The organism is Micromonospora sp. NPDC127501 (genome assembly GCF_040302185.1).
Classification (GTDB): Bacteria; Actinomycetota; Actinomycetes; order Mycobacteriales; family Micromonosporaceae; genus Micromonospora.
In genome coordinates, this window is record NZ_JBEORJ010000005.1 from 489,749 (window position 1) to 514,940 (window position 25,192).

Annotated in this window: 25 protein-coding genes; 18 read left to right on the forward strand and 7 right to left on the reverse strand. The window is 71.5% G+C overall.

The window, feature by feature from the left end:
* The first annotated feature begins 130 nt into the window (after nucleotides 1–130).
* From ABTW72_RS15005 to ABTW72_RS15070, 14 genes are all read left to right on the forward strand, one after another.
* The gene (locus ABTW72_RS15005; RefSeq protein WP_350858967.1) at nucleotides 131–1,033 is read left to right on the forward strand and encodes a tryptophan 2,3-dioxygenase; all 903 of its coding nucleotides are present in this window, start codon (nucleotides 131–133) and stop codon (nucleotides 1,031–1,033) included.
* Between the two features lie 19 nt (nucleotides 1,034–1,052).
* Nucleotides 1,053–2,360: a kynureninase gene (kynU, locus tag ABTW72_RS15010; protein ID WP_350858807.1), complete on the forward strand. Its 1,308-nt coding sequence runs from the start codon at nucleotides 1,053–1,055 to the stop codon at nucleotides 2,358–2,360.
* Nucleotides 2,357–3,694 carry an FAD-dependent oxidoreductase gene (locus tag ABTW72_RS15015; RefSeq protein ID WP_350858810.1) on the forward strand — a complete coding sequence of 446 codons (1,338 nt, stop codon included), beginning with the start codon at nucleotides 2,357–2,359 and terminating at the stop codon, nucleotides 3,692–3,694. The genes kynU and ABTW72_RS15015 overlap by 4 nt, the downstream gene beginning before the upstream one ends.
* 23 nt (nucleotides 3,695–3,717) lie before the next feature.
* Nucleotides 3,718–5,199: a 2-hydroxymuconic semialdehyde dehydrogenase gene (locus ABTW72_RS15020; protein ID WP_350858969.1), complete on the forward strand. Its 1,482-nt coding sequence runs from the start codon at nucleotides 3,718–3,720 to the stop codon at nucleotides 5,197–5,199.
* A gap of 20 nt (nucleotides 5,200–5,219) precedes the next feature.
* Nucleotides 5,220–6,017 (forward strand): 2-keto-4-pentenoate hydratase, encoded by a 798-nt coding sequence (locus ABTW72_RS15025; protein WP_091405443.1) that lies wholly within the window; start codon nucleotides 5,220–5,222, stop codon nucleotides 6,015–6,017.
* A complete protein-coding gene (locus ABTW72_RS15030; RefSeq protein ID WP_350858813.1) occupies nucleotides 6,014–6,946 on the forward strand; it encodes an acetaldehyde dehydrogenase (acetylating) in 933 nt (310 codons plus the stop codon). The genes ABTW72_RS15025 and ABTW72_RS15030 overlap by 4 nt, the downstream gene beginning before the upstream one ends.
* Nucleotides 6,943–8,007 (forward strand): 4-hydroxy-2-oxovalerate aldolase, encoded by a 1,065-nt coding sequence (gene dmpG / locus ABTW72_RS15035; protein ID WP_350858816.1) that lies wholly within the window; start codon nucleotides 6,943–6,945, stop codon nucleotides 8,005–8,007. The genes ABTW72_RS15030 and dmpG overlap by 4 nt, the downstream gene beginning before the upstream one ends.
* The gene (locus ABTW72_RS15040) at nucleotides 8,004–8,777 is read left to right on the forward strand and encodes a 2-keto-4-pentenoate hydratase (protein ID WP_350858818.1); all 774 of its coding nucleotides are present in this window, start codon (nucleotides 8,004–8,006) and stop codon (nucleotides 8,775–8,777) included. The genes dmpG and ABTW72_RS15040 overlap by 4 nt, the downstream gene beginning before the upstream one ends.
* Complete coding sequence (locus ABTW72_RS15045; protein WP_091405437.1) at nucleotides 8,774–9,196, forward strand: RidA family protein; 423 nt, start codon at nucleotides 8,774–8,776, stop codon at nucleotides 9,194–9,196. The genes ABTW72_RS15040 and ABTW72_RS15045 overlap by 4 nt, the downstream gene beginning before the upstream one ends.
* Nucleotides 9,193–9,717 (forward strand): 3-hydroxyanthranilate 3,4-dioxygenase, encoded by a 525-nt coding sequence (locus ABTW72_RS15050; protein WP_350858821.1) that lies wholly within the window; start codon nucleotides 9,193–9,195, stop codon nucleotides 9,715–9,717. Before ABTW72_RS15045 ends, ABTW72_RS15050 begins: the two co-directional genes overlap by 4 nt.
* Nucleotides 9,717–10,718 (forward strand): amidohydrolase family protein, encoded by a 1,002-nt coding sequence (locus tag ABTW72_RS15055; RefSeq protein ID WP_350858824.1) that lies wholly within the window; start codon nucleotides 9,717–9,719, stop codon nucleotides 10,716–10,718. The genes ABTW72_RS15050 and ABTW72_RS15055 overlap by 1 nt, the downstream gene beginning before the upstream one ends.
* A gap of 123 nt (nucleotides 10,719–10,841) precedes the next feature.
* On the forward strand, nucleotides 10,842–12,305 hold the full coding sequence (locus ABTW72_RS15060) for an amidase (protein ID WP_350858827.1): 1,464 nt from the start codon (nucleotides 10,842–10,844) through the stop codon (nucleotides 12,303–12,305).
* 57 nt (nucleotides 12,306–12,362) lie between these two features.
* Complete coding sequence (ctaJ, locus tag ABTW72_RS15065) at nucleotides 12,363–12,677, forward strand: aa3-type cytochrome oxidase subunit CtaJ (RefSeq protein WP_428842198.1); 315 nt, start codon at nucleotides 12,363–12,365, stop codon at nucleotides 12,675–12,677.
* A complete protein-coding gene (locus tag ABTW72_RS15070; RefSeq protein ID WP_350858830.1) occupies nucleotides 12,664–13,071 on the forward strand; it encodes a DUF5130 family protein in 408 nt (135 codons plus the stop codon). The genes ctaJ and ABTW72_RS15070 overlap by 14 nt, the downstream gene beginning before the upstream one ends.
* A gap of 71 nt (nucleotides 13,072–13,142) precedes the next feature.
* Here the strand turns inward: ABTW72_RS15070 and ABTW72_RS15075 are convergent, their stop codons facing one another.
* From ABTW72_RS15075 to pepN, 3 genes are all read right to left on the reverse strand, one after another.
* Nucleotides 13,143–13,328: a hypothetical protein gene (locus ABTW72_RS15075; protein ID WP_350858833.1), complete on the reverse strand. Its 186-nt coding sequence runs from the start codon at nucleotides 13,326–13,328 to the stop codon at nucleotides 13,143–13,145.
* Nucleotides 13,329–13,380: 52 nt separating this feature from the next.
* Nucleotides 13,381–16,653, reverse strand: coding sequence for an RHS repeat-associated core domain-containing protein (locus tag ABTW72_RS15080; protein ID WP_350858836.1), 3,273 nt, complete (start codon nucleotides 16,651–16,653; stop codon nucleotides 13,381–13,383).
* A gap of 249 nt (nucleotides 16,654–16,902) precedes the next feature.
* Nucleotides 16,903–19,452, reverse strand: a complete 2,550-nt coding sequence (pepN, locus tag ABTW72_RS15085; RefSeq protein WP_350858839.1) for an aminopeptidase N — start codon at nucleotides 19,450–19,452, stop codon at nucleotides 16,903–16,905.
* A 221-nt stretch (nucleotides 19,453–19,673) separates the two neighbouring features.
* On the opposite strand from pepN, the gene ABTW72_RS15090 reads away from it, so the two are divergent.
* Nucleotides 19,674–20,300 carry a mycothiol-dependent nitroreductase Rv2466c family protein gene (locus ABTW72_RS15090; protein ID WP_091405414.1) on the forward strand — a complete coding sequence of 209 codons (627 nt, stop codon included), beginning with the start codon at nucleotides 19,674–19,676 and terminating at the stop codon, nucleotides 20,298–20,300.
* Nucleotides 20,301–20,552: 252 nt separating this feature from the next.
* Here ABTW72_RS15090 and ABTW72_RS15095 read toward each other — a convergent pair whose 3' ends face one another.
* On the reverse strand, nucleotides 20,553–20,849 hold the full coding sequence (locus ABTW72_RS15095; RefSeq protein ID WP_350858842.1) for a hypothetical protein: 297 nt from the start codon (nucleotides 20,847–20,849) through the stop codon (nucleotides 20,553–20,555).
* Between the two features lie 237 nt (nucleotides 20,850–21,086).
* Here ABTW72_RS15095 and ABTW72_RS15100 point away from each other — a divergent pair, with 237 nt between their 5' ends.
* Together ABTW72_RS15100 and ABTW72_RS15105 are read left to right on the forward strand one after the other, a co-directional pair.
* The gene (locus ABTW72_RS15100; RefSeq protein ID WP_091405411.1) at nucleotides 21,087–22,286 is read left to right on the forward strand and encodes a DUF1015 family protein; all 1,200 of its coding nucleotides are present in this window, start codon (nucleotides 21,087–21,089) and stop codon (nucleotides 22,284–22,286) included.
* An 87-nt stretch (nucleotides 22,287–22,373) separates the two neighbouring features.
* The gene (locus tag ABTW72_RS15105; protein ID WP_350858845.1) at nucleotides 22,374–22,841 is read left to right on the forward strand and encodes a ribose-5-phosphate isomerase; all 468 of its coding nucleotides are present in this window, start codon (nucleotides 22,374–22,376) and stop codon (nucleotides 22,839–22,841) included.
* 11 nt (nucleotides 22,842–22,852) lie between these two features.
* Here the strand turns inward: ABTW72_RS15105 and ABTW72_RS15110 are convergent, their stop codons facing one another.
* Nucleotides 22,853–23,194 (reverse strand): hypothetical protein, encoded by a 342-nt coding sequence (locus ABTW72_RS15110; protein ID WP_350858848.1) that lies wholly within the window; start codon nucleotides 23,192–23,194, stop codon nucleotides 22,853–22,855.
* 139 nt (nucleotides 23,195–23,333) lie between these two features.
* Here ABTW72_RS15110 and ABTW72_RS15115 point away from each other — a divergent pair, with 139 nt between their 5' ends.
* Nucleotides 23,334–23,879: a hypothetical protein gene (locus ABTW72_RS15115; RefSeq protein WP_350858851.1), complete on the forward strand. Its 546-nt coding sequence runs from the start codon at nucleotides 23,334–23,336 to the stop codon at nucleotides 23,877–23,879.
* A 165-nt stretch (nucleotides 23,880–24,044) separates the two neighbouring features.
* On the opposite strand, the gene ABTW72_RS15120 is transcribed toward ABTW72_RS15115, so the two are convergent.
* Both ABTW72_RS15120 and ABTW72_RS15125 read right to left on the reverse strand, forming a co-directional pair.
* Complete coding sequence (locus tag ABTW72_RS15120) at nucleotides 24,045–24,311, reverse strand: hypothetical protein (protein ID WP_091405397.1); 267 nt, start codon at nucleotides 24,309–24,311, stop codon at nucleotides 24,045–24,047.
* Nucleotides 24,312–24,381: 70 nt separating this feature from the next.
* A complete protein-coding gene (locus ABTW72_RS15125; protein ID WP_350858854.1) occupies nucleotides 24,382–25,146 on the reverse strand; it encodes a class I SAM-dependent methyltransferase in 765 nt (254 codons plus the stop codon).
* Nucleotides 25,147–25,192: the final 46 nt, after the last annotated feature.

The following is a 25,192-nucleotide window of genomic DNA, read 5'->3' on the forward strand; positions in this document are numbered from 1 at the left end:
TGAACCGACTTCGCCTAGTTGCCTTTGGTTTGCCAGGCGAAGGTGCCGAGAGCCGTTGATTCGGCATTCCGCAGGCCGATCCGGCCGCGAGATCATGACGTCGGCAGGTCCGGGGGAGGGAGACGAGATGGTGGATCAGACGGAGCGGCGGGCGCCGAACCGCCGTGCCACGGTGCAACCGGTGACCCCCGGGCAGCGCGCCGCGCAGGCGGAGCGCACCGGTGGTGAGCCGACCCTGGAGTTCGCCGACATGGTGCCGTACGACGCGTACGTGCAGGCCAGCGCCCTGCACAAGATGCAGCACCCGCTCAGCAGCGACCCGGGCGAGATGTCCTTCCTGATGGTCAGCCAGATCATGGAGCTGTACTTCGGGCTGACCTGCCACGAGCTGCGGGAGACTCAGCGGCTGATCCGCGCCGACCAGATCTGGGAGTCGCTGGCCCCGCTGGGCCGAGCCAAGCTGCACCTGGAGGGGCTCAACGCCGCCTGGCAGGGCCTGCGCTGGATGAGCCCGGCCGACTTCAACCGGTTCCGCAATCTGCTCGGTGAGGCCTCCGGCTTCCAGTCGGCGATGTACCGGCAGTTGGAGTTCCTGCTCGGGCTGCGCGACCCGACGCTGATCCGTCCGTTCCGCCGGCAGGCCGAGGTGCATGCCGAGCTGAGCGCCGCGCTGGCCACTCCGAGCCTCTGGGACGATGTGCTCGCGCTGCTCGCCCGGCGCGGCTTCGACCTCCCCGCCGACCTGCTCGACCGGGACGTGGCCGTCGAACACGACCCGCACCCGTTGGTCGAGGCGGCCTGGGTACGGATCTACGACGACGCCAGCCCGGACAATCACCTGCGGCTGCTCGGCGAGGCGCTGAGCGCTGTCGCCGAGGAGTTCGGCGACTGGCGCTGGAACCACGTCAAGGCGGTGCAGCGGACGATGGGTGCCAAGGTCGGCAGCGGAGGCTCCGCCGGCCTGGCGTGGTTGCAGCGCAGCATGGCCCGGGTGGTCTTCCCGGAGCTGTGGTCAGCCCGCACCGCGATGTGACCGGAGAGCGAGAAGAGCAATGACGACCCCTCAAGCCGAGCCGCTGGGCCTCGCCACCGCCGAAGCGGAAGCGCGTCGCCGGGACGAGGCCGACCCCGGCCACCGGCACCTGTTCCACGTGCCTCCGGCCGACGGCGGCGACCACCCCGAGTCGGCGTATCTGGCCGGCAACTCGCTCGGCCTGCAACCTCGGGCCACCCGCGACGAACTCCTGGCCGACCTGGACGCGTGGGGGCGGCTCGGCGTCGAGGGGCACCTGGAGGCGGAGCGCCCCTGGCTGCCGTACCACGAGTTGTTGACCGGGCCGGCAGCGCGACTGGTCGGCGCCCGGCCCGCGGAGGCCGTGGTGATGAACTCGCTCACTGTCAACCTGCACCTGCTGATGGTGAGTTTCTACCGACCGGCCGGCGCGCGCACCCGCATCGTCATCGAGGACGCCGCGTTCCCCTCGGACAGCTACGCCGTGCGCAGCCAGGCCCGGTTCCACGGCCTGGACCCGGACGACACAGTGGTCCGGTTGCGTCCGCGCGCGGGTGAGGACGCCCTGCGCACCGAGGACGTGACCGACTACCTGGCCGCCGAGGGCGACCGGGTGGCGCTGCTGCTGCTCGGCGGGGTCAACTACCTCACCGGTGAGCTGCTGGACATCCCGGCGATCACGGCTGCCGGCCGGGCCGCCGGCGCGGTGGTCGGTTGGGACCTGGCCCACGCGGTCGGCAACGTGCCGCTGGCCCTGCACGACTGGGACGTCGACTTCGCCGCCTGGTGCTCCTACAAGTACCTGAACTCCGGCCCGGGCGCGCTGGCGGGCGTCTTCGTGCACGAGCGGCACCTCGGCGACGAGAACCTGCCCCGGTTCGAGGGATGGTGGAGCACCGCTGCGGCCACCCGGTTCGAGATGACGCCGGTGTCCCGGCCACCGGCCACTGTGGAGGCCTGGCAGATCTCCAACCCGCCGATCTTCGCGATGGGTCCGGTGCGTACCTCGCTGGAGCTGTTCGACGCGGTGGGGATGAGCGCACTGCGCGCGCGCAGCCAGCGCCTCACCGGCTGGCTGGAGTCACTGCTCGACGAGGTGACCGTCGGCCGGCCGCTGCGGGTGGTCACCCCGCGCGACCCGGCCCGCCGAGGCTGCCAGCTCTCCGTGCGTATCGGTTCCGGCAGCGCCAACGAGCTGACCAAACGCCTACGGTACGAACACGGGGTCATCGCCGACGCCCGCGAACCCGACGTCGTGCGGTTCGCCCCGGTGCCGCTGTACTCCACGTACCTCGACTGCTGGCGTGCCGCCGCAGCGCTCGCCGCGACGGTGGGGGCGACCTCATGACCGCGCGGCGCGACGAGATCGCGATCATCGGTGCCGGGTTGGCCGGCTGCCTGGCGGCCTGCTTCCTGGCCCGGCGTGGCTACCCGGTGGCCCTCTACGAGCGCCGCTCCGACCCGCGCGCCGGCACCGCCGAACGCGGTCGCTCGATCAACCTGGCGCTCTCCGAGCGCGGCCTGGACGCGTTGCGCCGCATCGGGCTGGCCGAGCAGGTGATGACCGACGCGCTGCCGATGCGCGGCCGGATGATCCACCCGGTCGAGGGCGAGCAGCAGTTCCAGTCGTACAGCGCGGCCGGCGACCGGGCGATCAACTCGATCAGCCGGGGTGCGCTGAACAACGCCCTGCTGGACGAGGCCGCCGCGCTGCCGGGCGTGCGGGTCGTCTTCGACCACCGGCTGGTCGGGCTCGACCCGACCGACGGCGCCCTGAGCTTCGAGACCCCGCAGGGCCCGGTCGCGGCGAAGGCGTCGGTCGTGCTGGGTGCCGACGGAGCCGGCTCCGCGGTGCGCGGGCAACTGCTCGCGTACGGGCTGCTGGAGGAGAGCGTGGACTTCCTCGACTACGGCTACAAGGAGCTGACGATTCCGCCGCTGGGCGGGGACTTCGCCCTGGACCCGGACGCGCTGCACATCTGGCCGCGCGGCACCTCGATGATGATCGCGCTGCCGAACCCGGACCGCTCCTTCACCTGCACGCTGTTCTGGCCCAACGACGGTGCGGGCAGCTTCGCCTCGCTGACCAGCCCGGCGGAGATCGAACGGCACTTCACCGAGCACTACCCGGACGTGGTCCCGCTGGCCCCGAACCTGGTCGACGACTACCAGCACAACCCGGTGGGCGTGCTCGGCACGGTGCGCTGCACCCCGTGGCAGGTCAACGGGAAGGTCGGTCTGCTCGGCGACGCGGCGCACGCCATCGTGCCGTTCTACGGCCAGGGCGCCAACTGCGCCTTCGAGGACGTGGTGGAGCTGGACCGCTGCCTGGACGAGTGCGCCGACGACTGGTTGGCGGCGCTGCCGTTGTTCCAGCGGCGCCGACAGGAGAACGCCGAGGCCATCGCGACGATGGCGCTGACCAACTTCGTGGAGATGCGGGACAAGGTCGCCTCCCCGGTGTTCCAGACCCGCCGGCGGGTGGAGCACGCACTGGAACGGGCACTGCCCGGCCGGTACGTTTCCCAGTACGAACTGGTGTCGTTCTCCACCACCCCGTACGCGGAGGTTCGCCGCCGGGTACGCCGCCAGCACCGGGTGCTCGGGGCGGTCGTCGGCGGGGCCGCGCTGCTGCTGGTCGGCGCGATCGGTGCGGCACTGAGCCGAGGGAGGCGGGCATGACCGGCAACTGGGATCCGCAGCTGATGGCCGGCCACGCGCCGAATGGCCCGCAGCGGTTGCGTAACTTCGTCGCCGGCGAGTTCGTCGACGGCGGACGTACGTTCGCCAAGGACAGCCCGGTCACCGGGGAGCAGGTCTTCGAGGTGGACGAGGCGTCGCAGTCCATGGTGGACGACGCGGTGGCCGCCGCCCGGGCGGCACTGCGGGGGCCGTGGGGCCGGATGGGGGAGCGCGAGCGCGCCGAGGTGCTGCGTCGCGTCGCCGACGAGTTGGAGCGCCGCTTCGACGACCTGGTCACCGCCGAGGTCGCCGACACCGGCAAGTCCATCGCCCAGGCCCGCACCCTGGACATTCCGCGGGGCGCGGCGAACTTCCGGGCGTTCGCGGAGATCGTGGCGACCGCCCCCACCGAGTCGTTCACGACGGTCACCCCGACCGGCGGCCGGGCACTCAACTACGCGCTGCGCAAGCCGGTCGGCGTGGTTGCGGTCATCGTGCCGTGGAACCTGCCGCTGCTGCTGCTCACCTGGAAGGTGGCTCCGGCGCTGGCCTGCGGCAACGCCGTCGTGGTCAAGCCCAGCGAGGAGACTCCCGCCTCGGCGACGGTGCTCGCCGAGGTGATGGCCGCCGCTGGCGTACCGGCCGGGGTGTTCAACCTGGTGCACGGCTTCGGGCCGGACTCGGCCGGCGAGTTCCTCACCCGCCACCCGGGCGTCGACGCGATCACCTTCACCGGCGAGTCGGCCACCGGCGGCGCGATCATGCGGGCCGCCGCCGACGGGGTGAAGGCGGTGAGCTTCGAACTCGGCGGCAAGAACGCCGGCCTGGTCTTCGCCGACGCCGACCTGGACGCCGCGGTGGCCGGCTCGGTGCGGTCCAGCTTCACCAACGGCGGGCAGGTGTGCCTCTGCACCGAGCGCATCTACGTGCAGCGCCCGGTCTTCGAGGAGTTCACCGCGCGGCTGGCGAAGCGGGCCGGCGAGCTGGCGTACGGCTGGCCGACCGACGAGGCCACCGCCACCATGCCGCTGATCTCCCACCAGCACCGGGCGAAGGTGCTCGGCGCGTACGAGCTGGCCCGCTCGGAGGGCGCCGAGGTGCTCACCGGTGGCGGCACGCCCACCTTCGGCGACACCCGCGACGGCGGGTCGTACGTGCAGCCGACGGTGCTCACCGGGCTCGGCCCGGACGCCCGCACCAACCGGGAGGAGATCTTCGGCCCGGTGGTGCACGTCGCGCCGTTCGACACCGAGGACGAGGCGTACGCCCTCGCCAACGGCACCGAGTACGGCCTGGCGGCGACCGTGTGGACCCGGGACGTGGGCGTCGCGCACCGGGCCGGCGCCCGGCTCGACGCCGGCATCGTCTGGGTCAACACGTGGTTCCTGCGTGACCTGCGTACCCCGTTCGGCGGGGTGAAGGCGTCCGGGATCGGTCGCGAGGGCGGCGTGCACTCGCTGAACTTCTACTCCGAACTCACGAACGTCTGCGTGGACCTGTCGTGAGCCGTAGCGAGGGAGCGGGCATGGAAGCTGACATCGAGGCCGCCAACCGGGAGTTGGCCGACGCCCGCAGCACCGGCAAGCCGTGCGCGCCGCTTCGGGGCCGGCTGCTGCCGGAGGGCGACGTCGAGGCCGCGTACCGGGTGCAGCAACTCCAGGCGCGGGCCTGGCAGGGCCGCGGCGAACGCCGGGTCGGCGCGAAGATCGGGTTGACCTCCCGGGCCGTGCAGGAGACCTTCGGGGTGTTCCAGCCGGACTTCGGCATGCTGACCGACGCCATGGCGGTCGGCGACGGGGTCGAGGTGCCCATCGACCGGCTGCTCCAGCCCCGCGTGGAGGCGGAGATCGCCTTCGTGCTCGACAAGGATCTCCCGAACCCGCAGCTCACCACTGTCGACCTGATCCGCGCTGTCGACCACGTGCTGCCGGCGATCGAGATCGTCGACTCCCGGATCGCCGCCTGGGACATCTCCATCGTGGACACCGTCGCCGACAACGCCTCCAGCGGGCTCTTCGTGCTCGGCACCACGCCGCGCCGGCTCGCCGACGTGGACCTGCGACTGTGCGGAATGGTGCTGGAACACGCCGGCGAGCCGGTCTCGGTGGGCGCGGGCGCCGCCTGCCTGGGCAACCCCCTGCACGCCCTGCAGTGGCTGGCCGGCACCCTGGCCCGCGCCGGCGACCCGCTGCGCGCCGGGGACGTGGTGCTCTCCGGCGCGCTCGGTCCGATGGTGCCGGTCACCCCGGGTGCCGCGTACGAGGCCCGGATCTCCGGACTCGGCTCGGTGCGCACGAGTTTCAGCAAGGGAGACAACCAGTGACCGGTGTGGCGGTGCTCGGTTCCGGCAACATCGGCACCGATCTGATGATCAAGGTGTTGCGGGTCAGTGAGAGCCTGCGCATGGTGGCGATGGCCGGTATCGACCCGGCCTCCGACGGCCTGGCGCGCGCTCGCCGGCTCGGCGTCGCCACCACCGCCGACGGCGTCGACGGGCTCGTGGCGATGCCCGAGTTCGCCGACGTCGAGCTGGTGTTCGACGCCACGTCGGCCGGCGCGCACCGACGCCACGACGAGGTGTTGCGCGCCCACGGCCGCACTGTGGTCGACCTGACCCCGGCCGCGCTCGGCCCGTACGTGGTGCCGCCGGTCAACCTCGACGAACACCTGCACCAGCCCAACGTCAACATGGTGACCTGCGGCGGGCAGGCGACAGTGCCGATCGTCGCCGCGGTACGCCGGGTCACCCCGGTGGCGTACGGGGAGATCGTCGCGTCGATCGCGTCGAAGTCCGCCGGGCCGGGCACCCGGGCCAACATCGACGAGTTCACCGAGACCACGGCCCGGGCCATCGAGGTGGTGGGCGGTGCCGAGCGGGGCAAGGCGATCATCGTGCTGAACCCGGCGGACCCGCCGCTGCTGATGCGGGACACCGTCTACTGCCTCTGCCCGGACGCCGACGCCGACACCGCCGCCATCGCCGCCTCGGTCACCGAGATGGTGGCGGCCGTGCAGGAGTACGTCCCCGGCTACCGGCTCAAGCAGGACGTGCAGTTCGACCGGGTCGAGGCGTACCTGCCGACGCTCGGGCGGCGGCTCACCGCTCTTCAGGTGTCGGTCTTCCTGGAGGTCTCCGGCGCCGGGCACTACCTGCCCGCGTACGCCGGGAACCTGGACATCATGACCTCCGCCGCGCTGCGCACCGCGGAGCGGCTGGTCGCCCTGCGTTCTTCGGAGGTGGCCGCGCCATGACCGAGCTGTACATCCAGGACGTCACGCTGCGCGACGGCATGCACGCCATCGCCCACCAGTACACCGTCGAGCACGTACGCACCATCGCCGCCGCGCTGGACGCCGCCGGGGTGGCCGCGATCGAGGTGGCACACGGTGACGGCCTCGCCGGCTCCAGCGTCAACTACGGCCACGGCGCCGCCAGCGACGCGGAGTGGATCTCGGCGGCGGCCGAGGTGCTGACCACGGCGAAACTGACCACCCTGCTGCTGCCGGGCATCGGCACGATCGCCGACCTGAAGGCCGCGAAGGCGCTCGGGGTGACCAGCGTCCGGATCGCCACCCACTGCACGGAGGCGGACATCTCCGCCCAGCACATCTCCTGGGCCCGGGAGAACGGCATGGACGTGGCCGGCTTCCTGATGATGTCGCACATGTCCGATCCGGCCGGGCTCGCCGGGCAGGCCAAGCTCATGGAGTCGTACGGGGCGCACTGCGTCTACGTCACCGACTCCGGCGGCCGGCTGCTGATGTCCGACGTGGCGCAGCGGGTCGACGCGTACCGGCAGGTCCTCGCCCCGGAGACGCAGATCGGCATCCACGCCCACCACAACCTGTCGCTCGGGGTCGCCAACAGCGTGCTCGCCGTCGAGCACGGCCGGGTCACCGGGTCCGCGCCGGTCGGCCCCGACGCGGTGCACGGCCGGACCGTCCGCGTCGACGCCTCCCTCGCGGGCATGGGCGCGGGTGCCGGCAACGCCCCGCTCGAGGTCTTCGTCGCGGTCGCCGAGCTGCACGGCTGGAAGCACGGCTGCGACGTGTTCGCGCTGATGGACGCCGCCGACGACATCGTCCGCCCGCTCCAGGACCGGCCGGTCCAGGTGGACCGGGAGACGCTCTCCCTGGGGTACGCCGGCGTCTACTCCAGCTTCCTGCGGCACGCCGAGCGGGCGTCGGCGAAGTACGGCGTGGACGTCCGGTCGATCCTGGTCGAGCTGGGCCGTCGCCGGATGGTGGGCGGTCAGGAGGACATGATCGTGGACGTGGCACTCGACCTGGCCGACAAGGAGCAGCAGTCATGATCGGCGTGGACATCGTCGGGATCGCCGAGAAGCTGGGTGCGGCGGCCGACACGGCCACCGCGATCCCGCAGCTCGCCGCCGAGACCGGCCTCGATGTGGACACCGCGTACGCCGTGCAGGCCGCGCTGCTGCAACGCCGGCTCAACGCCGGTGAGCGGCTCGTCGGGTTGAAGATGGGGCTGACCAGCAGGGCGAAGATGGCCCAGGTCGGCGTGGACGAGGTGATCTGGGGGCGGCTCACCAACGCCATGCGGGTGCCCGACGGCGGCGCCGTGGACCCGGCCGCGTACATCCACCCCCGGGTCGAGCCGGAGGTGGCGTTCCTGCTGGACCGGTTGCCCGAGCCGGGCGAGCCCGTCGGCGACTTCGCCACGGCGGTCCGCGCGGTCGCCCCGGCCATCGAGTTGATCGACTCCCGGTACGCGGACTTCCGTTTCTCGCTGCCGGACGTGGTCGCGGACAACACCTCGGCCGCCGCCTTCGTGATCGGGCCGTGGTCGCCGGTGCCGGCGGGGCTGGACAACCTGGGCGTGCTGCTGGAGGTCGACGGGCGGGTGGCGCAGGTCGGCTCGACGGCGGCGATCCTCGGTGATCCGCGCCGGGCGCTCGACGAGGGCATCCGACTGGCGGGCCGGCACGGGGTGCGGCTGGAGTCCGGCTGGGTCTTCCTGGCCGGTGCCGCCACCGCCGCTGTGCCGCTGCGTCCCGGCGCCCACGTCCGTGCCGTCGTCGAGAAGCTCGGCACGGCCTCGCTGCGGGCGTCGTCGTGACCGCCCGGGTGGTGGCCGGGAAGGCCGTCCCGCGGGGAGCCTTTCCACACGTCAAGGTCGCCGGCGGGTTCGTCTTCGTCTCCGGCACGTCGTCGCGGCGGCCGGACAACACCTTCGCCGGTGTCGAGGTGGACGGGTTCGGCACCACCAACCTCGACATCCGTGTGCAGACACGGGCCGTCATCGAGAACGTGCGGGATCTGCTGCGTTCGGTCGGCGCGGACCTCACCGACCTGGTCCAGGTGACGACGTATCTGGTCAACATGAACGACTTCGGTGGTTACAACGAGGTGTGGGCCGAGTTCTTCGACGCCTCCGGACCGACCCGTACGACGGTGGCGGTGCACCAGCTGCCGCACCCGCACCTGCTGATCGAAATCCAGGCCGTGGCCCTTCTTCCCTCGGGAGGTCAGTCGTGAGTGAGATCGCCGAGCCGTTCAGCTTTCCGGGCTGGATCGCCGACAACCAGCACCTGTTGAAGCCCCCGGTCGGCAACAAGGAGATGTTCCCCGGCGGGGACGACTTCATCGTGATGGTGGTGGGCGGGCCCAACCAGCGCACCGACTTCCACGTGGACCCGTACGAGGAGTTCTTCTACCAGGTCAAGGGCAACATGCACATCAACCTGGTCACCCCGGAGGGGCCGCGTACGGTGCACGTGCGCGAGGGTCAGATGTGGATGTTGCCGCGCAACACCCCGCACTCGCCGCAGCGGCCGGAGGCCGGCTCGATCGGCGTGGTCGTCGAGCGGGTCCGCGAGGAGGGCACGCTGGAGACGTTCCAGTGGTACTGCCCGGAGTGCGGCAGCAAGGTGCACGAGGTCGAGTTGCAGGTCCGCGACATCGCCGCCGATCTGCCCCCGGTGTTCCAGGCGTTCTACGAGGATGAGCAGGCGCGCACCTGCGCCGACTGCGGCACCCTGCACCCGGGCAAGGGCTGATGCCCGCAGGCGTGGTCGACGTGCACACGCACGTCGTACCGAAGGGTTGGCCGGACCTCGGCGCGGCGTGCGGCGGGTCCGGCTGGCCGTGGTTGCGGGTCGACTCCGAGCGCGCGGCCATGATCATGGTGGGGGAGACGGAGTTCCGCCCGGTCGGCGCCGAGTGCTGGGACGCGTCGCGCCGACTGGCCGACATGGACGCCGACGGCGTGGCCGTGCAGGTGGTCTCGCCCACCCCGGTCTTCTTCAGCTACGACCGCCCGGCCGACCAGGCGGTGAAGGTCGCCCGGATCTTCAACGACCTGACCCTGGAGGTCACCGCGGCCGGAGGAGACCGACTGGTGCCGTTCTGCCAGGTGCCGCTCCAGGACCCGGACGCCGCCTGTGCCGAGCTGGACCGCAGCCTCGCCGCCGGGCACGTGGGCGTGGAGATCGGCAACCACGTCGGCGACCGGGACCTGGACGACGCCGGCGTGGTCACCTTCCTTCAGCACTGCGCCGAGGTGGGCGCACCCGTCTTCGTCCACCCGTGGGACATGCCCGGCGGGCCGCGACTGGACCGCTGGATGGCCCGTTGGCTCACCGGGATGCCCGCCGAGACGCACCTGTCGGTGCTGGCGCTGATCCTCGGCGGGGTCTTCGACCGGGTGCCCGAGACGCTGCGGATCTGCTTCGCGCACGGCGGCGGCAGTTTCCCGTTCTGGCTCGGCCGCGCCGACAACGCCTGGCACCGCCGGGGCGACCTGGTCCGGGGCGCGTCCGCCGGCCCGCCCAGCAGCTACCTCGACCGGTTCAGCGTCGACTCGGTGGTCTTCGCGCCGCCCGCCCTGCGGCTGTTGGTCGACACGCTGGGGGAGGACCGGGTGCTGGTCGGCAGCGACTACCCGTACCCGCTGGGCGAACGGCCGGCCGGCGCTGTGGTTCACGCGGCCGACTTCCTCAGCGACGACCAACGCGACAAGCTCCTGTCCACCAACGCGCTCCGTTTCCTGCACGGCTGACAGCGCCGGGTTCGAGATCTGCGGCTCGACACGTCAAGCGGGCGTCAGGCGTCCGGTGGGTCCGTTCCCGGTCGCCAGCGCGTGTCGGCTGCGCGAACGACCGACTGCCGGCAGGATGACGGCATGGCCGAGCCGCACGACCTGACCGCGTTGGAACAGGCCGCCGCGATGACCCGCGGCGAGCTGTCCAGCGTCGACCTGGTCGAGCATTCCCTGCGCCGGGTGGCGGCGCTCGGCGACACCGTGGGCGCGTTCGTCACCGTCACACCGGACCTCGCCCGGCAGGCCGCGCGCGCCGCCGACGCGGTGCCGATCGGGGAGCGCGGCCCGCTGCACGGCGTGCCAACCGCGATCAAGGACCTGACGCTCACCGCCGGGGTGCGCACCACCTTCGGTTCGGCCGCCTTCTTCGACTTCGTCCCGCCGGTCGACGCCGACGTGGTCCGCTTCATCAAGGCCGCCGGCCTGGTCAGCCTGGGCAAGACGACCACCTCCGAGCTGGGCTGTTCGCTCTACTCGGAGGGCCGGGTCGCGCCGCCGGCCCGCAACCCGTGGCAGTTGGCGTACACCGCGGGCGGGTCCAGCGGCGGCGCGGCGGCGGCGGTCGCGGCCGGGCTGGTCCCGGTCGCCCAGGGGTCCGACGGCGGTGGGTCGCTGCGCATCCCGGCGTCGCTCTGCGGCCTGGTCGGCTACAAGCCCAGTCGGGGCCTCGTCTCCGGCGGGCCGATCGGCTCCGGCGCGTTCGGCCTGCCCACCAGTGGCCCGCTCGGGCGGACGGTCACCGACGTCGCGGCACTGCTCGACGTCATGGCCGTCCCGGTCCCCGGCGAGCCCTACCTGCCGCCGGCCGCGCCGTCCGGCGGCTACCTGGCCGTCGCGCGCCGGGCCGAGCCCGGCCCGCTACGCATCGGCCGGTTCACCACGCCGATGCTCGCCGACGAGCCGGTGCATCCCGACTGCGTGGCCGCCGTGGACCGGGCCGCCGCGCTGCTCACGGCGGCCGGCCACGAGGTGGTCGAGGTGCCGCCGCCGCTCGGGCCGGCGGCGTGGCCGCTGTTCGAGATCCTCTGGTACGTCCTGGCGCTCACCCCGGTGCCACCGCAGCGGGAGGCGGAGCTGCTGCCGTTGACCCGGCTGCTCCGGGCCCGGGGCGCCGAACTCTCCGCCGGCACCCTGTCCGCCACCCTCGGGGAGTTGCAGGCGCAGGTGCGCCTCGGTGCCCGCCGCACCGCCGGCTGCGACCTGCTCCTCTGTCCCACCCTGGCCACACCGCAGGCACCCGTCGGCTGGTTCACCGCCGACGCGGACCCGGCCGCAGACTTCGACCGGCAACGCCGGTTCTCGCCCTACTGCGCCATCTTCAACGTCACCGGCGATCCCTCCGTCTCCCTGCCGCTGGGTACCACGACCGACGGCCTGCCCGTCGGGGTGCTGCTCACCGGCCGGTACGGCGACGACGCGCGGCTTATCGCTACCGCTGCGCAACTGGAGAACTCCAGTGACGGATGGGATCGGCACCCCGCAATCTGGCGGGCCGCCGACTCCGCTAACGTGAATGGCGACGGAGTCGGGCGGTCGGCAGCATGATCGTCCATCCGACCCGGTTGTTCAAGGTCGTCCTTCTTCCGCCTGGGGGCGTTGGGATTGTCTGTTACCGAGACGTTGCTGGTCTTCGTCGGCATCCCGTTGGCCGCTGTGCTGGTCATCGCCGGCCTGTCGTACGCCGGTAGCCGTGGGGGTGCCACCGGCGGTGGCGGTGGCGCCAAGCGCTACCGCCCGGGCCGGCCCTTCGACTTCACTCCGGTCTGGTTCCTGGGCCGTCCGGAGCAGCTGGCCGACTCGGCCGGCACCGCGCTGACGGCGGGGGCGCAGGCGCCCGCGCTGACCAGCCACAAGCTTGAGCAGGCCAGCGTCGAGGCGCCGGCCGGTGGAACCGGAGGCGCAAGTGACCGTTGGTGAGAAGCAGACCGGGTCGGAAAATCCGCCCGAGGTGCTCGACGGGCCGTTCTCGACCCGCCAGCTGCTGCGCATCGACGAGGCCCTGCGCCTGGCCGACAAGGGCACCGGGCTGGTCTTCTCGGTCTTCGTCGGTGGTCTCGACGAGCCGATCCGCGAGCACGCCCAGCGGCTGCACCGTCAGCTCGCCGAGCCCGACAAGTCGGTGCTGATCGCCGTGTCGCCCAACCAGCGGCAGCTGGAGATCATCACCGGACGGTACGCCCGCAAGCGCATCCCCGACACGTACGCCAAGCTGGCCGCGCTCTCCATGGTCGGCGCGTTCAGCGGCGGTGACCTGGCCGGGGGCATCATCAACGGCCTCGACCAGCTCGCCAGCCACGCCGGCAGGGGCTGACCCAGTCGTACGACGAACCCCGGCCCGCTGATCGCGGACCGGGGTTCGTCGCGTGCTGGCCTACCGCGTGGTCAGCGTTGGCCGCTGCGGGACCGGAGTCGGGTGAGCGCGAGGCCGAGAGGGACGGCCACCGCGCTGGCGGCGACCCAACTGACCAGACCGACCCAGATCGGGCTGTCGTTGAGCACCGCCAGCAGGACGCACACCGGCAGCAGTCCCAACACCGCCGCGAGCACCGGTCGTTGCGACGTTTTCATCTGCGTGTCCTCCTTCGTCACCGTGTCGACCACTACCCGTGGACTCGCGCCGTCAGTCCTTCTCGGCCTCGTCGGTCAGGTACTTGGTGACGACGCCACCGACGCAACCGCCCACCGCACCGAGGGCCCCGCCGGCCAGGGCACCGGCGACTCCTCCGGTCGCCCCACCGATCGCCCCGGTGATGAGGCCGCCGGCCGCCCCGATCGCGCAGGACTCGCCGTAGTCGACTTCCAGGCCGGTGGGGTCGAGGTAGTTCACCGGGTTCGCGGCGGCGTAGGCGTACCGGTTGCCGGTGGCCGGGTCCCCGAGGAAGGCGAGGCTGTCCTGCTGGGTGAAGCGACCCGTCGCCGGGTCGTACCAGCGACGGCCGAACTTGGTGAGGTCGTCGCTGCGCAGACCAGCGGCGAACCCGAGCGCGTTCTCCTCGGTCTCGTCGCCGTTGTCGACGGTCTTGACCACCTTGCCGTACGGGTCGTAGGTGTAGGAGGCGGCCAGTGAACCGTCGTACTTGACCAGGGCCACCACCGACCCGAGTCCGTCGAGGACGTAGAAGTAGTGGTGGAAGACCCCGTTCGTCTTCGCCCGGAAGCCCAGCGGAGTGCCGAGCTGGTCCCGCTCGACGTAGTGCCTGCTGTACGAGCTGGGCACCGTGTAGCTCTGCAGCATCGGCTGGCCGTTCTGATCGTCCAGCCCGTAGAGGTACCGGTGCTCGAACGACGGGGTGGTCTTCCAGCCGAGCTCGATCTGGTCGGGTCCGCTGTACTCCCAGGTCACCGACGCGTTCGTCGAGTCCTTGCCGCTGGTGAGCTGTCCCGCGGCGTTGTAGACGAAGGAGCGTGCGGCCGACCCGCTCTTCTGGTTGCCGGCCCCGTCGTAGCTGTAGCCGGAACTGGTGATCTGGTTGCCGGCGTTGTACGTCAGCGTCTGCGTGGTGGTGCCGTCGACCTTGACCGAGGTGCGGTTGCCGTTGCTGTCGTAGGCGTAGTCGTAGGTCTTGCCGTCGATGCTGGTGGCCTTGGTGAGCCGGTTGCCCTGGTCGTAGGTGTAGATGCTCACCGCGCCGGCGCGGTGGTGGTCGGTCTGCCACTGCCGCAGGCCGGTGTCGTCGGTCTTGACGGTGGAACAGGCGGCGGTGCCGACTCGCTTGGCGTAGCAGTAGGACACGTCGAAGACGGTGCTGGCCGTGCCGGACTGCCAGCGCTTACTGGTGGTACGGGTGATCCGTCCGGACTGGTCGTACGCGGTGACCGTCTCGGCCACTGTCACCGAGGAGACGGCGAGTCTGGTGGCGGTCCGCCGCCCGTCGTCGTCGTACTCGAAGGTGTAGGTGCCGTTGGCGGCGACCAGCTTGGTGAGCAGGTTGCGGGCGTTGTACGTGTAGAACGAGCTGCCCCGCTGGTCGCGCAACTCGACGAGGTTGCCGACCGGGTCGTAGATGTACTGGTGGGTGGCCTGACGGCCGACCAGCCGGTTGAGCCGATCGTGCGCGAAGTTCTGGTAGCCGTTGCCGTCCTCTCGGGCGTAGACGTTGCCGGCGGCGTCGTAGGTGTACGAGACGTCGGGCGTCGCGTCCGAGTAACTGATCTTCGTGACCCGGTCGTTCTTGTCGTAGTCGAAGTGAGTGGTGCGACCGGCGCCGTCGGTGGCCTCGTGCACCCGGCCGAACTCGTCGTAGTTGATCGTGCGGACGCCCAGCGAGGTGCCGCTCGGGGGAGTCACGGAGATCAACTGCTTGTTGGAGTCGTACTGGTAGGTGGTCTTGTTCGTGCCGTTGCCCGGATCGGTCGAGGACTTCACAGTGCCGTCGCTGTTGTACTCGATCTTCGCCTCGGCGGCCTGGGCGTCCTTCGAGGACAACCTGTTGCCCGCTCCGTTGTACGTGTAGGTGCTGGTGTTGCCCTGCGCGTCCGAGCTGGACGACGGTTGGAAGTTCGCCGTCGGGTTGGTGGGCGTGGCGGAGTTCGCGTACGAGTAGGCGATGTCCGCGCCGGTCGGCGCGGCAGAGGCGGTCAGCGACTGCCCGCCGTTGGCCGCGTACCCGTTGCTGGTGACGCCGCCCGTGCCGTTGGTGGAGGTCAGCACGTCGTTGTACGGCGTGTAGGAGTTCTCCCGCGTCTTGCCCTCCGGGTCAACGGCCTTGGTCACCCGCTTGTCGGAGTTGATCGTGTAGGTGGTGCGCGGCACGGAGGTGACCGGCTGCGACTGGTTGGTGTTGGCGTCGGCGATCAGCGTCTGCGTGGCGGAGGGGTACGCCCAGCGGGTGACGGCGGTCGCTCCCGGCGCGTCTTCCTCGTCGATGACCCGCTGGATCGAGGTGACCCGGTGCGCGGAGTCGTAGGTGAGGGTGGCGACGGAACCCACGTCCGAACCCCTGATCCCGCTGGAGATCTTCGTGATCCGGTGTGACGAGTCGTAGGCGAAGCGGACGTCGTCCTCGGTCAGCGAGCAGATCTCGGTGAGATCGCCGTTGGCGTTGTACGCGTACTCGACGCGCCGGTACAGGCCGCCGTCGCCGTGCTGCTCGATCTTCGAGATGTAGCCGTGGCTGCCGTAGACCACAGTCGCCGTGCGCACGGCCTGGGTGCCCCGGTCGGAGACGACAGTGGTCAGTCGACCGTTGCCGTCATAGGCGTAGTCGGTGACGTTGTCGTTGCGGTCCAGGCTGCGGTCCAGCAGCCCGGCGGAGGTGAAGTACAGCCGCCGTCCGCTCTCGTGCTCGGTCAGTTTCCAGCCCGAGCCGTCGGTGACGAGGGTCGCCTTGAACTCGTTCGGCGTGGTGTAGCCGGACCCGTTGGGCGTGAACCGTCCGACCACCCCGTCCGAGGCGACGTAGGTGACGGAGTTGTCGTCGGCCTTGATCAGCTTCACGTCCACGCCGGTGCGGGTCCGCCAGCCGTGACCGAGCGATCCGGTCGACAGCCCGCTGCCGGTGAACAGGCTGTTGTACGCAGAGCCGAGAACGAGATCGCGGGCGATGCCGGGCAGGACCAGGTCGGTGCTGCGGATGAGCAGGTTGCCCGAGCCGGTGTTGACCTCAGCGGTCACCCGGTCGGTCAACGCGAAGCTGGTGAACGAGCCGTTGCGGACCGGGCCGGTGCCGACCGGCACCGAGATCGGACCGGCGAGCATGCTGACCGGCGCGCTCGAGGGGCCCAGCGCGATGGCGGCGGACGAGCCGGGTGAGCCCGGTTGCGCCGGAGCCGAGATGCGTTCGGTGGTGGACTCCGGGCGACTGAGTGCGGCGGTGGCAGGCGCCGTCGGTACCGTGAGGACCGATGCGGTGACGATCAGTAGTGTCCAGAACGCGCGATGGCGTAAGGCCACGGTTCCCTCCCGTGCGTTGGTGGCGACAACGCACGAGATCGTCACACATCGATTACTTGATGCGTGGCAACCATTCGGATCTTTTGTCAGGGACCCGGAAAGTTCCGTCGATGCGTACCAATGCCAATGACCGCGTGTTATTGGCCGGTCACAGAAGCGACGAAAGTCGGGTCTTCGGACGGGACCACGAAACGGCCCGGGGTCGGCGCGGGCTCACACCCACGCCGGCCCCGGGCCGGACAACGCTGCTCAGGCGCTCTGAGCGTCCTTCGCGCGGGCCTTCAGCGCCCGCACCACACCGTCGCGGCCCTCGGCCACCAGTCGACGCAGCGGGGCGGGGTGCCCGTCACCGGCCAGCCACGCGTCGGTGGCCGCGACCGTGTCGTCCTCCACCAGGTAGGTCGGGTACGCCAGCTGGGCGAACTCCTGCGCCGGCTCGCTGTCCCGGGTGGCCCACACCTGCCCGACCGCCGCAAAGTACCGCTCCCGGTACGGGGCGACCAGCTCCACCTGCGCCGGGTGGGCGAAGCCCTGCAACAGGGCCCGGTGCCGCCAGTTGGGCAGCGCGTCCGGGCCGGTGAGCAGGGCCCACACGGCGGCCTTGTTCTCGGCCGTCGGCATCAACGCGTGCGCGTACGCGGCCTCCCGCTCACCGCTGGCCGTGCGGTCGCTGCTCAGCTCCGCCTCGATCTCCGCGGTGCCGGCGGCACCGTTGGCCACCAGCGCGGCGAGGACCGACCAGCGCAGCTCGGTGTCGACGGTCAGCCCGGCCGGCATGCCGGTGCCGTCCAGCCAACCGCGCAGCGTGGCCAGGTCTTCGTCGGAACGGACCGCCGAGGTGAACGCGCGGGCCCAGGCCAGCTGGAACCCGCTGCCGGGCTCGGCGGCGGCGAGTGCGTCGCGGGCGGTACGGGCCAGGTCGGCCCAGCCGGTCGGCGCCCAGGCCGGGTCGGCGTACAGGGTGAGCGCGGTGGTCGCCTGCCGCAGGGTGGCGGTGACCAGGTTGATGTCGGTCTCCGCGGGCAACCCGCTCAGCGTCAGCGCCACGTAGTCGCGGGCGGACAGCTCGGCGTCGCGGATCATGTCCCACGCGGCGGTCCAGCAGAGCGCGCGGGCCAGCGACGAGTCGAAGCCACCGATGTGCTGCACCACGGTCGCCATCGAGCGCTCATCGAGGCGCAGCTTGGTGTAGCTGAGGTCGTCGTCGTTGAGCAGCAACACGTCTGCCGCCCGGACGCCACGCAGCGGGGCGAGATCCGTGTGCTCGCCGGTCACGTCCACCTCGTACCGCTCACGACGGACCAGCCGCCCGTCGGTCAGGTCGTACAGGCCCACGCCGATCCGGTGCGTCCGCAGCGTCGGGTACGCCGCCGGGGCCTCCTGCCGCACCAGCACCCGCTCGTACGTGCCGTCGGCCCCGATGGTCACCTCCGGCCGCAGCGTGTTGACCTGCGCGGTCTCCAACCACTGCGCGGCGAACTTGCGCAGCTCCCGCCCGGACGCGGCCTCCAGCTCGGTGAGCAGGTCGTCGAAGGTGGCATTGCCCCAGGCGTGCTTGCCGAAGTAGGCCCGCAGCCCGGCCACGAACGGCTCCTCACCCACGTACGCGACGAGCTGCTTGAGCACGCTCGCGCCCTTGGCATAGGTGATGCCGTCGAAGTTGACCTCCACGGCCTCCATGTCCGGCATCTCGGTGTAGACCGGGTGGGTGGAGGAGAGCTGGTCCTGCCGGTAGCCCCAGTTCTTCCGGATGGACAAAAAGGTCGTCCACGCCTCGGTGAACCGGGTCGCGTTGGTGTTGCACCAGTGGCTGGCCCACTCGGCGAACGACTCGTTCAGCCACAGGTCGTTCCACCAGCGCATGGTGACCAGGTCACCGAACCACATGTGGGCCAATTCGTGCAGGATCGTGTTGGCCCGCTGCTCGTACTCGAAGTCGGTGACCTGCGAGCGGAACAGGTAGTGCGACTCCGCGTGGGTCACGCAGCCGAAGTTCTCCATCGCGCCGGCGTTGAAGTCGGGCACCCAGAGCTGGTCGTACTTCGGCAGCGGGTAGCGCACGCCGAACTTCTCGTGGAAGAAGTCGAAGCCCTGCTTGGTGATCAGGAACAGGTCGTCGGAGTCCAGATACTGTGCCATCGACGCCCGGCAGAACACCCCCAGGTCGATGCCGTCGTGCGCGTCGCGCACCTCGTGGTACGGCCCGGCGCACATCGCCGTGATGTAGGTGCTCATCCGGGGCGACTCGGTGAAGTGCAGCGTCTTGAGCGCCTCACCCGCGGGCTCCTCCCGCTGCACCGGCATGTTGGAGACCGCCCGCCAGTGCGCGGGCACCGTGACGTGCCAGGTGTAGACGCTCTTCAGGTCGGGCTGGTCGAAGCAGGCGTACACCCGCTGCGCGTCGGCCGTCTCGAACTGGCTGTAGAGGTACGTCTCGCCGTCCACCGGGTCGACCGTCCGGTGCAGACCCTGGCCGCTGTTGGAGTAACCGAAGTCGGCGTCGACCACCAGGACGTTGTCGCTGTCCAACCCGGACAGGGTCAGGCCCTTCTCGGCGGACCAGTCGGAGAGGTCGACGGGCGTGCCGTTCAGCGTCGCGGACCGCACCGACTCGGCGGCCAACTCGACGAAGGTGCTCGCGCCCGGTTCGGAGCAGCGGAACCGGACCTCGGTCGTCGACCTGAACGTGCGGCCGTCGGCCGCCAGCACGGCGCTGGACAGGTCCAGACTGATGTCATACCCCGTCACGTTGAGCAGGCGGGCCCGCTCGGTCGCCTCGACCTGCGTCAGGTTGCGCACTCCCGGCACTGTTCGTCTCCATCCCACATGTCGCCGTACGCCCGGCGGCGCCCGTTCGCCTACCGCTCGTGACGGCTGGCCCGATTCGAGTCTTCCATGTACGGGCAGCCCGCGGTGGCCGAGGTCACGCTCTCATTCGGGTGCCGGTCGATGTGCTGCGGGGTGAAGATTCTCCTGAGACGCCGACCTGTCGGCGCCACCCGTCGCGAAGGGATCTCACCGTGACCGAACGTGTCACCGCCGACATGTGGTTCGACCCGGCCTGCCCGTGGGCGTGGATCACCTCCCGCTGGTTGCTTGAGGTCGAGCAGATCCGGGACGTGGACATCCGCTTCCACGTGATGAGCCTGGCCGTGCTCAACGACGGCCGGGACGAGCTGCCCGAGGAGTACAAGGAGTTCCTGAAGACCGCGTGGGGCCCGGTGCGGGTCTGCATCGCCGCCGAGCAGTTGCACGGCAATGACGTGCTGCGCCCGCTCTACACCGCCCTCGGCACCCGGATCCACCTGCAGAAGCAGGAGCGGGGTCCGGAGCTGTACGTGGCCGCGCTCACCGAGGCCGGCCTCGACCCGGCACTGGCCGCGGCCGCCGACAGCACCGACTACGACGAGGCGCTGCGCGCCAGTCACGAGGCGGGCATGCGCCCGGTCGGGCAGGACGTGGGCACCCCGGTCGTGCACGCGCCCGGCCCGGACGGCACCCCGGTCGCGTTCTTCGGCCCGGTGATCACTCCGGCTCCGAAGGGGGAGGCCGCCGGCCGGCTCTGGGACGGCGTGCTGCTGGTCGCCGGCACCCCGGGCTTCTACGAGCTCAAGCGCACCCGCGAGCAGAGCCCGATCTTCGACTGAGCGGCGACCACCGCGCCCCCGTCCGTGCCTCGTCAGTCGCGCGGACGGGGGCGTTTCTCGTCGGGTACCGAGGTCGGCGGAGGGCCGTGGCGTCACCGGGAGGCGGGCGGCGTCGTTTCCCTCGGTGTCCGCCGCAGCGGCCCGCAGGGCCGCACGCCGCAGTTCGTGGAGGCAAATCCCGATGGCCAAGCACCGTGCGTCCGGTGACGATCAGTTGACCCGGCAGGGGGTGATCGAGACTCCCGGCAGGGACTACTGGTCCGTTGACGACTCCCGCTGGCCGACGGTCCGCCCGGACCTGCCCGCGCACCTGGTGGATCTACTCGCGCCGCCCATCGTGGTGGGCGTGGCCCGGGTCCCGGTGACCTCCCGGCTCACCCCGCCCAGGGCGATCGACCCACTGCCGTCGTCCGTCGACGCGGTGCCGACCGACGCGCCGGCGCTGGTGCCGTCGGGGGCCGCACCGGCCGAACCGGCGCCTCCGCCGCCGGCGCCGGCTCCTCCGCGCCCGGTGCCGACGCCGCCGCTGAGCCCGCGGCCCGTTCCCACGCCTCCCCCCGACCGTCCCGTGCCGGGGCCGCCCGCGTCGCCCCGCCGCGCCCTGAACACCGGGCCGATCGGGACCGGTCGGCGCGGCAACGGTGGGCCGGTGAGCGCGGGTAGGCATCGCCGGGGCACCTCCGACCGCGCCGGCTGACCACCCGGGCCCCACCGGGCGCTTTCATCTGGTGGACGCCCCGCGGGTCCCCGTCGGCGGCGACACCGTCGCCGGTAGCGTCAGTGGGCATGACGGTCGTGCATCCGATCACCCGGGCCTGGGTCACCACTGGCGGCACCGGTGCGCAAAACTACGACGAGTTCGCCGACGACGCGGAGATCACCGCGATCATCGAGTCGAACCCGCACAGCGCTCTCGGCATCGAGATGCCGCACCGCGCCCCGCAGAGTCTGGGCAAGTCGTTCCTCGACGCGCTGCCGGACGCGGTGGCCCGCCTCGCCGAGGCCAAGGCCGACGGCAGTTACACCCCCGCCGAGCAGGTGGTGGTGCTCTACCGGATCAGCGCGCCCGGTGAGGAGCCGGCGTACGGGCTGTTCGCGATGGTGGACACCGACCAGATCTCCACCCGGGCAGACGAGCCGGGCCTGGTCATCCGCAACGAGGACGTCTTCATCGCCAAGGTGCGCGAGCGGGTGGCGCTGGCCGACGCGCTGGGTCACCTGCTCTCACCCGTACTCCTGCTTCAGACCGGGCGTGGCGACGAGCTGCACGCCGCGCTCGCGGCGGCGACCGACACGGCCGGCGCGCCCGCCGCGACGGACACCGACCAGGCGGGGCGCACGCACGCCATCTGGCTGCTCGGCCCCGGCCCGGAGCAGGCCACGCTGACCGCTCTCGCCGGTGGCGGGGACCTGGTCGTCGCGGACGGCAACCACCGCAGCCTGGCCGCCCAGACCGGCGGGCTGCCGCGCTTCCTGGCCGTGGTCACCACTCCCGCGTCGGTGGCCATCCAGCCGTACAACCGGCTGGTCAGCGAGCTGACCACCACCCCGGCCGAGCTGCTCGACCGGTTGCGGGCCGCGGGCGCCGAGGTCGAGCCGATCGACGGCCCGGTCGAGGTCCCGGCGGCCGGCGGCACCGTGCACCTGCGCCTCGACGGCCAGGGGTACGCGGTGCGCCTGCCCGCCACCGCCTCCGCGCGCCTGGAAAACCTGGACCACGCCCTGGTCGAGCGGCTGGTGCTGCGCGACGCGCTCGGTCTGGACCCGGGTGACAAGCGGATCACCTACGTCGGCGGTGACTACCCGGCGAGCTGGCTCACCGGTGAGGTCGACGCCGGCCGGGCCGAGTTGGCCATCCTGATCGCGCCGGTGACCGTGGCGGATTTCGTCGCGGTCAACCTGGCCAGGGAGAAGATGCCCCGCAAGAGCACCTGGTTCACCCCGAAGGCGCGCGGCGGCCTGGTCGTCGCCGAGCTGCCCCGTTGAGTGCCATCCCCACGACCGTGTGACGAACCCGGCTCGGGGACGCCGCCCCTGTGACGTCCCCGAGCGCGGCCTGACAGACTGCCCGGTATGCGCGTCTACCTGGGATCCGATCACGCCGGTTTCGAGTTGAAGGTGCACCTGGCCAACCACCTGGCCATGCAGGGCTACGACGTGGTCGACGTCGGCCCGCGCAGCTACGACCCGGACGACGACTACCCCACGTTCTGCCTGCACACCGGCGACCAGGTGGTGGCCGACGAGACGGGCCTCGGAGTGGTCATCGGTGGCTCCGGCAACGGTGAGCAGATCGCCGCGAACAAGGTCGCCGGCGTCCGCGCCGCACTGGCCTGGAGCGTCGAGACCGCTCAGCTGGCCCGCCAGCACAACGACGCGAACGTCGTCGCCATCGGTGCCCGTCAGCACACGCTGGACGAGGCAACCGGCATCGTCGAGGCGTTCTTGAACACGCCGTTCTCCGGCAACGAGCGGCACGCTCGTCGGATCGCCCAGGTGGCCGAGTACGAGCGGACCCGGAAGCTGCCCGACCTGCCCTGACCGTGCGGCGCTCAGCGCGGCGAGCGGGGCAGCTCCTCGCGGGGCACCCAGTTTCGCCGGACGACCACCACCCGGGCTTCCGCCTCGGCCAGGTCGTCGTCGGTGGGGCGGGCCGCGTCCCGGGCCCGTAGCGCGGCGCTCAGCCCCACCTGGGACGAGCCGGAACCGACCAACCCGCGCAGCCCCCGCTCGCCGTCGCGATCGTCGCCGCCCGTGCTCCTGCGTCGCGGCGGCGGCTCGTCGCCGTCGTGCACGCCCGGCGTGCTGACCGTCGGGCCGTCCGCACCCGGTCTGGCCGTCTCGGTGTCGGCGTGGTGGCGCAGCCGTCGCCGTCGTCGGTCGGGGTCACCCATCAGCCGACCGTACCCTGGCCGGGTTCGTTCCGGCACGGTCGTGGGGCTGCGCGTCCCGGCCGGGGTCGGCGACCGATTTGCCGGCTGGCTACCCTCGAATCAAGGCGGTGCTGTTGCCGTCGATCAGGGGGAGGACGAGATGGCAGACCAGACGCAGCCGTGGGCGGAGCGGACCGTGGAGGTGCCACCGCAGGCCGGCGTCGGGGTGCCGCCGCAGCGTGACGGGTTCCGCCGGGGGGTCGCTCCGGTGGGTGAGCCGCGCACCCCGCGGACGGAGCCGTTCCCGGTGGTCGAGCAGGAGCCGACCGGCACGGGCTGGCCCGGCGAACCGGTGCCCCGCCGCTCATTGAGCGCCCGGATGGCGCAGCTGCGGCGCGGCGGTGAATGGAGCGCGGCGGCAGGCCTCTTCGCGTTCGTGTGTTGGGGGATCTGGGCGCTGTCCGGTCAGGGTGACCTGAGCGGCCCGCTGCTGGTGCTGGTGCTCAGCCTGCTGGTGGCGGTCGGTCTGTTCGCCCTGTTCCGGCTGGTCGGCCGGGTGGTGCTGGAGCGGCAGCTGGGCCGGGTCCGGCGCAGCGCCCGAGGTGCCCATCTGGCGACGGCGGTGTTCCTCGTCGGCCTTGGCGTGGCGTGGCTCCAGCAGACCGAGTGGGTCGTCTCGGCCTGGAACTGGATCTCCTCGAACTGACCGGGCGTGCACGGGCGGGCCGGTCCGAGACCGCCCACCCGTGCACCCGGTCGTCTCCCCACCAGGCAAGGTCGCTGCTTACCCGGCCGGCCGCGGTTCATCCGTGGCCGGCCGCTCCGACCGGTATCTCCTTCGTGGGCTTGCGTATTCCCGATGGCGCGGCGGTCAGTGGGTGCCGCCGTGCCCCTCGGCATCGGCTCGGGGCGACGCGACCCGGGCCGCCGGATCCTCGACGCCGGGCTCGCCGCCGTCCGGGGCGACCGCCCCGTCGTAGTTGTAGAGCGGTCGGCCATCGTCGTGCTGCTTGGTGGTCTTGATGTAGCGGTGCATCAGGCCGTCGATCTCCACCTCGACGAGGGCCTCGTTGCCGGTCTCGTGGGTGCTGCCGTCTCGGGGGCCACCCACCAGGTGGGCCGTGGTGTTCGTGTCCATGAACAGGCCCTACCCAGCAGCCACCCGGCGGAAACGGGTGAAATCCGGCCATCGGCACGGCGCGTCCGCGTCAGCGCTCGGGCTTGTGCGCCCGGACCAGGATGCGCTGGGCGTGGGCCACGAACGGACCGTGGCGACGGATGTGGTCGTGCAGATCGGCGAGGCGGGCCCGGTAGCGGTCCACGCTGAAGTCCGGCACCGTCCAGATGACTTTGCGGAGGAAGTGCACCACCGCTGCCACGTCATTGAAGGTGGTCGGCAGCGCTTCGTGCCGCAGCTCGTCGATGACCAGGCCGGCGGCTCGCGCGTCGGCGGCGGCGCGGGCCGGGCTGCGTTCGTCGCTGATCTCGCGGGGACCGGTGAGGAACTGGGCCAGCTCCCGGTTCGAGCCGGGGCCGATCTGCTGGGCGAGGTACCGTCCGCCAGGAGTGAGCACCCGTGCGATCTCGTCCCAGAGCACGACGTTGGGATGCCGGCTCACCACCAGGTCGAACGTCTCGTCGGGAAACGGGAACGGAGCGTCCTCGGCAACGTCGACCACCCGCACGCCGCGCGGTTCGAGCGCGCGCCGGGCCAGTTGGAGGTTGGGCGGCCAGTGTTCGGTGGCCACGGTCACCGGTGGGAATGCTGGCACCTCGGAAAGCACCTCGCCGCCGCCGGTCTGGATGTCGAGCGCGGCGCGGGCCACCCTCATCTGGGCCGCCATGAGTTTCAGATATCCCCAGGACGGCCGCTGTTCTGTCGCGCGGCCGTCGAACCAGGAGAAGTCCCAACCGTCCACGGATGCGTCGGCGCCTTCGCGGAGCAGATCCTGGAAGGTCGCCGTGTCCTGCATTGCGTCAGGCTGACAGGCCGCAGTGGTGATGGCAAGCAGATGTGTC

Bases quoted from the DNA above. Each gene is read 5' to 3' on its own strand.
- ABTW72_RS15105 (WP_350858845.1), top strand. From the start codon at position 22,374: ATGCGCGTCTACCTGGGATCCGATCACGCCGGTTTCGAGTTGAAGGTG.
- ABTW72_RS15060 (WP_350858827.1), top strand. From the start codon at position 10,842: ATGGCCGAGCCGCACGACCTGACCGCGTTGGAACAGGCCGCCGCGATG.
- ABTW72_RS15115 (WP_350858851.1), top strand. From the start codon at position 23,334: ATGGCAGACCAGACGCAGCCGTGGGCGGAGCGGACCGTGGAGGTGCCA.
- ABTW72_RS15100 (WP_091405411.1), top strand. From the start codon at position 21,087: ATGACGGTCGTGCATCCGATCACCCGGGCCTGGGTCACCACTGGCGGC.
- ABTW72_RS15040 (WP_350858818.1), top strand. From the start codon at position 8,004: ATGATCGGCGTGGACATCGTCGGGATCGCCGAGAAGCTGGGTGCGGCG.
- ABTW72_RS15025 (WP_091405443.1), top strand. From the start codon at position 5,220: ATGGAAGCTGACATCGAGGCCGCCAACCGGGAGTTGGCCGACGCCCGC.
- ABTW72_RS15015 (WP_350858810.1), top strand. From the start codon at position 2,357: ATGACCGCGCGGCGCGACGAGATCGCGATCATCGGTGCCGGGTTGGCC.
- ABTW72_RS15120 (WP_091405397.1), bottom strand. From the start codon at position 24,311: ATGGACACGAACACCACGGCCCACCTGGTGGGTGGCCCCCGAGACGGC.
- kynU (WP_350858807.1), top strand. From the start codon at position 1,053: ATGACGACCCCTCAAGCCGAGCCGCTGGGCCTCGCCACCGCCGAAGCG.
- ABTW72_RS15125 (WP_350858854.1), bottom strand. From the start codon at position 25,146: ATGCAGGACACGGCGACCTTCCAGGATCTGCTCCGCGAAGGCGCCGAC.
- ABTW72_RS15055 (WP_350858824.1), top strand. From the start codon at position 9,717: ATGCCCGCAGGCGTGGTCGACGTGCACACGCACGTCGTACCGAAGGGT.
- dmpG (WP_350858816.1), top strand. From the start codon at position 6,943: ATGACCGAGCTGTACATCCAGGACGTCACGCTGCGCGACGGCATGCAC.
- ABTW72_RS15075 (WP_350858833.1), bottom strand. From the start codon at position 13,328: ATGAAAACGTCGCAACGACCGGTGCTCGCGGCGGTGTTGGGACTGCTG.
- ABTW72_RS15110 (WP_350858848.1), bottom strand. From the start codon at position 23,194: ATGGGTGACCCCGACCGACGACGGCGACGGCTGCGCCACCACGCCGAC.
- ABTW72_RS15020 (WP_350858969.1), top strand. From the start codon at position 3,718: ATGGCCGGCCACGCGCCGAATGGCCCGCAGCGGTTGCGTAACTTCGTC.